Origin of the sequence: Orientia chuto str. Dubai (assembly GCF_000964595.1) — a bacterium.
In the GTDB taxonomy this organism is placed as follows: domain Bacteria; phylum Pseudomonadota; class Alphaproteobacteria; order Rickettsiales; family Rickettsiaceae; genus Orientia; species Orientia mediorientalis.
The window spans coordinates 1-8,626 of sequence record NZ_LANP01000031.1 but is presented as its reverse complement, the minus strand read 5'-3'; the positions used below and the strand labels follow the sequence as shown (position 1 = coordinate 8,626).

5 protein-coding genes and 1 pseudogene are annotated in these 8,626 nt (G+C 27.7%); 2 read left to right on the top strand and 4 right to left on the bottom strand.

The features are described from left to right. On the bottom strand, nt 1-603 hold a 603-nt coding region (locus tag OCHUTO_RS04390), incomplete at its 3' end, for a DUF2748 family protein (protein WP_045797583.1). A 639-nt stretch (nt 604-1,242) separates the two neighbouring features. Between OCHUTO_RS04390 and OCHUTO_RS04385 the strand changes: the two genes are divergently transcribed. Further along, the gene (locus OCHUTO_RS04385; RefSeq protein ID WP_045797582.1) at nt 1,243-2,448 is read left to right on the top strand and encodes an MFS transporter; all 1,206 of its coding nucleotides are present in this window, start codon (nt 1,243-1,245) and stop codon (nt 2,446-2,448) included. A 31-nt stretch (nt 2,449-2,479) separates the two neighbouring features. Here the strand turns inward: OCHUTO_RS04385 and OCHUTO_RS04380 are convergent, their stop codons facing one another. From OCHUTO_RS04380 to OCHUTO_RS04370, 3 genes are all read right to left on the bottom strand, one after another. Continuing rightward, nucleotides 2,480-4,228: a pentapeptide repeat-containing protein gene (locus tag OCHUTO_RS04380; RefSeq protein ID WP_045797581.1), complete on the bottom strand. Its 1,749-nt coding sequence runs from the start codon at nt 4,226-4,228 to the stop codon at nt 2,480-2,482. Between the two features lie 88 nt (nt 4,229-4,316). After that, on the bottom strand, nt 4,317-5,789 hold the full coding sequence (locus OCHUTO_RS04375; RefSeq protein WP_045797580.1) for a sigma-54-dependent transcriptional regulator: 1,473 nt from the start codon (nt 5,787-5,789) through the stop codon (nt 4,317-4,319). Nucleotides 5,790-5,914: 125 nt separating this feature from the next. Then, nucleotides 5,915-7,162, bottom strand: a complete 1,248-nt coding sequence (locus OCHUTO_RS04370; RefSeq protein ID WP_232297003.1) for a sensor histidine kinase — start codon at nt 7,160-7,162, stop codon at nt 5,915-5,917. A gap of 770 nt (nt 7,163-7,932) precedes the next feature. Here OCHUTO_RS04370 and OCHUTO_RS04360 point away from each other — a divergent pair. Beyond that, a pseudogene (locus OCHUTO_RS04360) lies at nt 7,933-8,604 on the top strand (type IV secretion system DNA-binding domain-containing protein); the annotation flags it as partial. Nucleotides 8,605-8,626: the final 22 nt, after the last annotated feature.

Genomic DNA, 8,626 nt, shown 5'->3' with positions numbered 1-8,626 from the left:
TAAAATGGATTGTTTTTGATAGCGTTTAGGAAAAGAGAATGGATCTCCACCACAGGAAACATATATTGCCATATTATTTACATTAGTACTTTGCATACCGCTATTTTGGCCAGCATATTTCCATGTTGCAATATCCATAACATCTCCTATCTGGTTTGAATATGATATAAATACTTCTACTCTTTCTAGTAATAACCAATGGATTACTATTGGGTGTGCTGACTGTACAAATAACCTTGCTAATTTAAGTAGCAGTTCAGCTTCTATTATAAGCTGCATAGCCATTTTTTTTTGTAAAGTTTCTACTATTTGATTAACCTTATGCAATGCCTTTTCTTCATCTGCTATTTTTTTTTTATAGATATTCATTAACATTGTTTTAGTAGACTCTTGAAGATTAGGCTCATTAAGTTCTTCATTTGAAATAGCGATGTTAATATTTAAGCTAGGCTCAGATAAGCGAATAAAATTGCTTTTTGGTTCAGCATCAACTCGTAACTTACCAGATTGTACCAACGCTTGAGCTAAGTTTTCATACTCAACCATCATATCTTCATGTTCTATAGCTGGGAGTTTATGAAGTATATGGTATAAGTTTGACATAACATTGTAACAATAGTGAAATAGATATATTACTCTATTAATATAATAATATAACTATCAAATTCCATATAACTAAGTATGATTTTACTCAGCTTTTTTACTACAAAACGATAGACTGCCAAAAGAAGCAAGAAGCCAAAAGTTACTTTATAGCCTTCATAAAATCTACTTTTCCGTACAAAAACTTTAGATATTTTTTATATGAGCTATTTGCAATTATAAACTGATGTAGATAGTTTACCTCAAGTAAGCGAATAGTTGTAATAAGGATAAAAGAGGAGTATAAGATAGTAATGAAATACAGTACTTCCCCTCAAGACAGCAAAAAATTAAACATTTGTCCAAAGTGAGCTATATAAAAGGATTTATGATAGTAATCAAAGCCAATATTTTTATGATAATGAATATAGTATAATATAGCAAATTTTGCTATTAAGCCATGAAGAGGAACAAAAATTAAATAGGCATTCTAGATATAATTATAGAAGGGATTATGGTATTTATATACATTAGTAAAAGTAATAGTTAAGATTTTTTATAGTTTTGGCTTTATAGTTATGAGAAGCTGAAATTAATATTTGGAAAAATAGATTTAGCAAAACAAGAAAAATTTAAGCTGCAAATATAGTTTTTGTGATCATGAATAATAAAGATCTAATAGTTGCATATTTATCTAGTATTGTTCAAGTATGTAATTATGCATTATTTGGATATGCAATTACTTTTTTAGCTGCTGAGTATATGCCACCTTCGACTAATTCTATTGTTAGTATATTTGCTTTGCTGGGTGCAACATCTATTGCTAAACCCATTGGGGCATTAATATATGGTATTATAGGGGATTATTATAGTCGAAGATTAGCAATCAGATCAGCTTCATTATTTTCCACACTAGCTGTAATTTTTATCGGTTTAATACCAGCATACGAAAAGATAGGTATACTATCTAGTATTCTGTTTATTATTTGCCGTAGTGTTTTTGTGATGGGTTTAATTGGAGAAACTGATGGAGTACGTATATATATTTTTGAAACAGTCAGTAAATATAATAAGAACTTAGCAAATGGTATAATAACATGCTGTTGGCAAATAGGATCTCTATTAGCTATACTTTTATTAGTTCTTCAATATAGCTGGCGCTTATGTTTCATTACCGGAGGAATATTGGGATTATTTATGTTTTTTCAAAGTAAATATTTAAAGGTTAGCAATGATATTAAAACTACTTTGAAAGTTACAACAATAGGAAAACTAATTCAATCTTGTAAACTTATAATCCAATATTGGTATTTACTAATACCATGTATACTTATACATGGATGTATTGGAGCTATTTATAGTTTTCAACTATATTTCTTTCCTGTATATATTACGAAAATGCTATACATTATTGAATATGATTATATAAGGTTCATTATTTTATTAGCATTGTTATTATATTCTTTAATGGCTGTATGGTCTGGATATTTAGCAGATAAATATTGCCTACAGTATCAAACTATCTTTTTTGCTTTAATGCTAAGTATAGTTTGCAGTGTTATTAATATGGTAATGATATTCAACTATCAGAAATTCTTACCAACACTATATATTATCTCAATTCTATTGATACCTTTTTATTCAGTTCCTCTGCAAGTAAAGGTTTGCAATTTATTTTCTAACAATAACAGGTTAAGGTTATTTAGCTTATCACATTCTATTGGATCAGTATTAATATCATCCCAAATAGGTGCTATTGCTGCATTAGCATATAATAAAGCTAATATTATGCCAATGCTAATTTTAATACTGTTATTTTTTATATTAGGGTTTACAGTATTAATAGTAATACCTAAAATGCAGTAAACTGCTAAATTTGATATATTATTACTTGTTCTTAACTTTTTGATTCATTTGAATTAGTATTATTAAATGAACTGTCTTTTATATTACTTAGATTAAGGTCAATATTATTCAAGTTTGCGTTGTCAAAATTAGAATTAGATATGCTAGTTAATGTAAATTTAGCATTCATAAAATTTGAATTTTTAAAGTCTGATTGGTTAATTTTAGCCTCATGAAAATTGCAATTACTAAAATTTGAATCAGTAATACTTGTATTAGATATCTCTGCTCTTCTAAATATACTGTTTTGCAAATTTATATTAGATAGATTATATCCTGATATTTTTAACTCACTAAAATTCATTGAAGATAAATCTTGATAACTAAGTGCCTGATCTAAGCTATAGGCAATATTAGCAGTTATGGCGTTTTCTATTTTTTGGGAATTAAGAATAATACAATTCGCTAATTGGAGCTTTTTAAAATTACAATCTTTATGGATAAAATTGTTCATTAATCCACCAATTATAACTAAATTTGCTAATAAGGTTGAGTCAAAAAAATTGTTGATAAAAGCAGCTTGTTGCAAATTCAGTAAATTTAAAGAGCTGTGATAAAACTTATTATCTCTAAATCTTGCTCGTATTAAAATAATATTATTAAAATTTGACTCCTTAAAAATCACATTAATAAATTCACTATCATGCATATATGAATCTTTAATAGCTAGCTGATTAGATTTACTATGCTTAATAGCTACATTATTCAGCTGTGATTGATTTACAGTAGTGTTAGAAATTGATCCTTGAGTTATAATAGCAAAATTAGCTTGGCATTCCTGAATCATTGTATTATTTATTTCACTCTTACTAAATGTTACTTGATTTAATTGATTTTTAATAAAAGAAACTTTATCTAATTTGGTTGTTGAAAAGTATGCTTGTTCTAAATTAGAGTGATCAAACGTTGTATCTGTTATTACAGATAATAAAACTGGTACATTAGTTAAAGAAGATTTACTAAATCTGGAATTGCTAATTTTAGCGTTATCAATAACAGCATGTGATAAAATTGAAGAGAAAAAAGTAGAATTATCAATAGTGCTATAATTAAAATCACTTGATTCAAGATAGCTAGCAATAACTTTAGTAAAAAAGAAATGAGAATGTGTAAAATCAGTTCCTAAAAAGTTATTGTTCATTAGCTTACTACGATGAAATTTACCAAATGTAACACTGGCGCTTTGAAAATTTGAGTTAACAATAGTACTGTTAAAAAAGCTAATAGATTTAGCTATAATGTTTGAAAATTTAGTATTCTGTATATTACATGAATCAAATCGGCTCTCTTCTAAATTGGATTTAGAAAAATCAGAATGACTAATCTCAGATTTTATAAATTTAGATGCTCCAAAATCAGCATGAATAGCTTGAAAATGAGCTATCATTGCCTCTTCGATCTTGCATTCCTGTATTACTGCATAATTAGCTATTGTATTTGTAAAATTAGAGTGTGATAAATTGACTCTTATTAATTGGGCATTACTAATATCGACGTTTGAAAAGTCAGTATTACTTAAGTCTAATGACATTAGCCTTAGGCCACGTAAGTTTGTACCAAAAATTTTCTTTAATTCTATTGGAGCCTTTTTAGCATTTTGAGTAATGATATATTTTCTAATTTTTTCATTTTGTTCTGTAGTAAGCAATTTATTATTGAATACAGAAACCCCGCTAACTTGATGTGTTACTAAAAATAACATAATTACTATTATGTTACTAAGCTGCTTTAAAACTACCATTCTTTTAGGTGTTAATTATTTATTATAATAAGATGTTCATCGTTAATATAGATCAAAATTTGATAAATTTATATTTCTTTTTACTCCTTTAAGCAAGACACTCTTTATTTTGCTTCTGCATAATAAGTAAATTGCTATCACTATGATAACTTTTCTTCTTATTATGTGTATCTTTGTCGCCACAATTAACTTTTAGCAATTTAAGTTTTCTATGCAATGCTGATCTTTCCATACCAACAAAAGTAGAAGTTTTTGAAATGTTATTATTAAATCTAATCATTTGGGCAGTAAGATATTCACGTTCAAATATTTCTCTAGCCTTTCTTAAAGGCATTGACATCATAGTAGCTTTAGCTTCAGATTTTACAATACTAGCTGCTTTACTATTTATAATATCCGGTGGTAGCATATTAGATTCAATTTCGAAATTATTATTTGATGTTAGCGGATTCATGATTAAAGTCCATTCTATTGCATTTCGTAATTGTCTTATATTTTTTGGCCAATCATAAGCTTGTAAAGCTGCTATTGCTTCATTTGAAAACTTTCTATATTTTAATCCAGATGATTTAACTAGTTGATTAATAAAATATCGTATAAGTAATGGAATATCTTCCTTACGTTTAGAAAGAGGTGGAGTATAAATTGGAATTACGCTTAGTCTATAATATAAGTCCTGCCTAAATCTTCCTAATCTTACTTCTTCTTGAATATTTTTTGCAGTTGCACTAATTAATCTAACATTAAGTTTGACTGATGTATTAGAGCTACTTTTTTCAAAATTATTATCTTGTAAAAATTTAAGTAATTTTAATTGAATTGTTAAAGGTAGATCGGCAATTTCATCAATATAAAGTGTACCATTATTTGCAGCTTCAAGTGCACAAGTCTTTTGAGTAAATCCTAAGCTACTAACATCTCCTTCCCCAAATAACTCGTATTTAATTTGTTGCTCAGTCATAGCTGTTGGGCAGAAGGTGATAAATGGACCTAATGCATATTTTGAACGTTTATGAATAAGCTGTGCTACTAGTCCTTTTCCACATCCTATATCACCGGTAATCATTACTCTACCTGAAGTTGGAGAAATCTTTTCTATCTCTGCCTTAAGCTTATTAATTGCTGGTGATTGACCTATTATTTCCGATCTATCAATTACCTTAGCACAAAGATCAATATTTTCTTTTTTTAGCTTTGCTGCTTCACATGCTCGTTGCAATATTGTAACTATTCTATTAGCTGTAAACGGCTTTTCTACATAATCGTATGCGCCCATTTTGATAGCAGTAACTGCTGTTTCAATTGTAGAATAACCGCTGATAACTATAACTGGAACTAAAGGGTGTTTTTTTCTTATAATTTCTAAAATCCCTAACCCATCTAAATCACTACCACACAACCATACATCTAAAATTACTGCCTTAGGTACTTTCATATCTAAAATACTTAGTGCTTCTGAGCTATTTCCAGCAGTTCTTGGTGTAAATCCATTGCTTTTAACAATATCTGATAGCAATACCCTCACATCGTGTTCATCATCTATTATTAAAACATGTCCCATATTATATATCTCCTTGACAATTTTACTAATATAAGTAATAACACTTTAATATAGTTTTAAATTAGTACTCTATTCCATATAAATCAATAGAAAATAATTAATTTAACTATAAAATTGGTAGCATTCTATTCTCGATCTTGATTAAGACAAGTTTGCAACTTTAAACAATCAAATTTTACTTGAACTGATGCTCCTCCATGCGGTAGGTTTTTAATTTTTAATGTACCAAAATGATCTTCAACTATTTTCTTAACAATGGAAAGTCCCAAACCTCCACTTCGTAAATGCATTGTAGCATATTGTTTAGTAATATTGTTAATCAAGTCTAGCGAAAATCCCCCCCCGGTATCTTGCACTTCAATAATTACAACATCAGGAGAAGGATGCTGTAACAATATTTTAATTATTTTAGTAAAATTATTTTTAGCTTTCAAAGATTCTTCAGCATTATTTAATAAGTTGAAAATAATTTGATTGATCTGAGTAATATCTGCTACAAAATTTAGTGTGCTAAGAGTACTAATAAATTCATATTTTATCTTTTTATTTATTATTTGCCTTAATTCAATTGACTCTTTGATTACTATAACTAAATCGCATTTAGTAAATTTAGGAACTGGCATTTCAGCAAAATCAGAAAATCCTTTAATAATATTTTTGGCATACTCAGTGTGTCTTAAAATAGAATTTAGATATTTGGTAAATATGACATGATTATTTACTTCTCTACCAAATTTATCTGCTATTATATTAGCAGATAGTTGTATAAGAGTAAGCGGATTATTAATTTCATGAGCCACCCTTTTTATAATATCAAACCAAACTGATGTTTCCTGTACTATAGTAAAATTTTTGCTCTGATGTTGCTGTATTATTTGATTAAATACAGCAGTTAAAATATCTAATTCATTAGCAATTTTTGTATGCTTTAACTTAATACTTAAATTTTTTAATTTAATAGAATTAGCTATTAATTCTATTATTGGTTTGAATATTTTTTTTGTTAAAGTAGAGCTTATATGGATAACTATCAGCAATGTTAACAAAGAAATATAGGTAAAAGTAATAAAAAATTTCACTTGTAGAAAAAATATTTGATCCTTTAGCTTAATATATTCTAGGTTAACATCAAAATTTTTATTTATGTAATCTATGCTTTTACTAAAAAATTCATTATTAATTGCTGATGCATAATCAGAAATTTTGTTAACATACTGATCAATGTAATTTTGAATAGCTAAGCTAAACAATAATATAAAGAATCCTGCAAGGATAATCATTGGTATTGTAATAATTATACTCAAAGTTACTACAGTTTTTTTTTGTAACTTTTCAGTCATTACTTTAATATCAGAGCTTAAATATTGTTGCATTGTTCTAGCTAATAATATTATTGTTATTAATAAAAATATAATATCTGATAATAAATAATAAATTATTGGTTTATGGCTTAAAGTAATACAATCCTGAGTAAATAAGATAATGAGAAAGTTCAATATATTGTACAGTAAAGCTGGACAATAAATGTAATATAAAAACTCGCTCTTTCGTAATAAATTTGATATTTTATAGTTAGCAGCCATAATTTTCAAATAATGTTAATCACAAATATTTTTATCAACTATTAATATTAGGCAATGTTTTTAACTAAATGTTGAATTATTTTTCATTTATGTTTGAGCAAAAGTAGATACTGTGGCTTTTATTCTCTTTTTGTTCATTGCTATATTAATTGATAGCAAAATATAGAATTAGTTATTATTCAGAGCACAGAACATATAATAACAAATAACTAGCAATGTTCTTATACTTTTGGCCATTCAAAGAATACTAACCTACTTAAGTATTCAAAATATAAGCCTAAACAAGAGTGCTAATGAAGATAACATAAACTTTATAAATTTCAGTTTTAGATTATGGATTTTAGAATTAATAGAAGGTTTGATAGGTTTAAGGAGCAAAAAAATTATTATAGTTGAGTCTATAAATTCCTCTGAAGGAATATTTATTTAAGATATATAAATTTTACAGTTATATCGTTAGTACTGTCTGTATTCTATAATTATCACCTATAACTTCCTTTATTGTGCTTAAATAATCGCAGCTAAGTTTTATTCCTTTGTATCTCGCCATTGTATTCATTTTAGTCTTAGCTGAGGCATTGAAGCTATATCAAAAGGATATTAAACAACTCATAGATACAATTATTTACTCTGATATAGACAATTTGCAAAAGCATTTAGAAACACAGCTGTAGCAGGTATTGTAAGCGAAAGTGCCCCCTGAAACTTCTTCTGGGATTCAGTCCACTCTTGGAAAGAATATTACTTCACTGCAATACTTAAAACCTGGTGGTAAGTTTAGTATAAAAGAATGGTTCTCTAATGAAACAGGCTGGCTATTTATTACTGCATCTCCAGCTCAAAGAGCTACTTTACAACCGCAATTAGAAGAAATATATGGCTCTGCAGGTAGCGCTTCTATGCTTGATCTATTTAATAGTAAATTTATTTTTAGAGTTAGCGATCAACAGACTGCTTATAAATCCGCTTTAACACTTGGAGAAGAAGAGATAATTGAAACCCAAGAAAATTTATCCTATGGCTCAAATACTATGAGAGATGGAGTAAATATTCACACTATCGAGCGTAAAAAGCTTTTAGTTATGCCATCTGAAATTATGAATTTACCAAACCTAACGTGCTACGTTAAACTTGCTGGTAACTTTCCTATAACTAAATTAAAAATGAAGCTTCAGACCTTAAATATAGCATTTACTTGGGCTTATAAGTTGCTCAATAAGTTAGTGAATTAATCAATACTGTCTTTTAGAGCCA

Excerpts from the sequence above, each read along its gene's own strand:
- OCHUTO_RS04370 (WP_232297003.1), bottom strand. The coding sequence starts at position 7,162 with ATGCAACAATATTTAAGCTCTGATATTAAAGTAATGACTGAAAAGTTA.
- OCHUTO_RS04380 (WP_045797581.1), bottom strand. The coding sequence starts at position 4,228 with ATGGTAGTTTTAAAGCAGCTTAGTAACATAATAGTAATTATGTTATTT.
- OCHUTO_RS04385 (WP_045797582.1), top strand. The coding sequence starts at position 1,243 with ATGAATAATAAAGATCTAATAGTTGCATATTTATCTAGTATTGTTCAA.
- OCHUTO_RS04375 (WP_045797580.1), bottom strand. The coding sequence starts at position 5,789 with ATGGGACATGTTTTAATAATAGATGATGAACACGATGTGAGGGTATTG.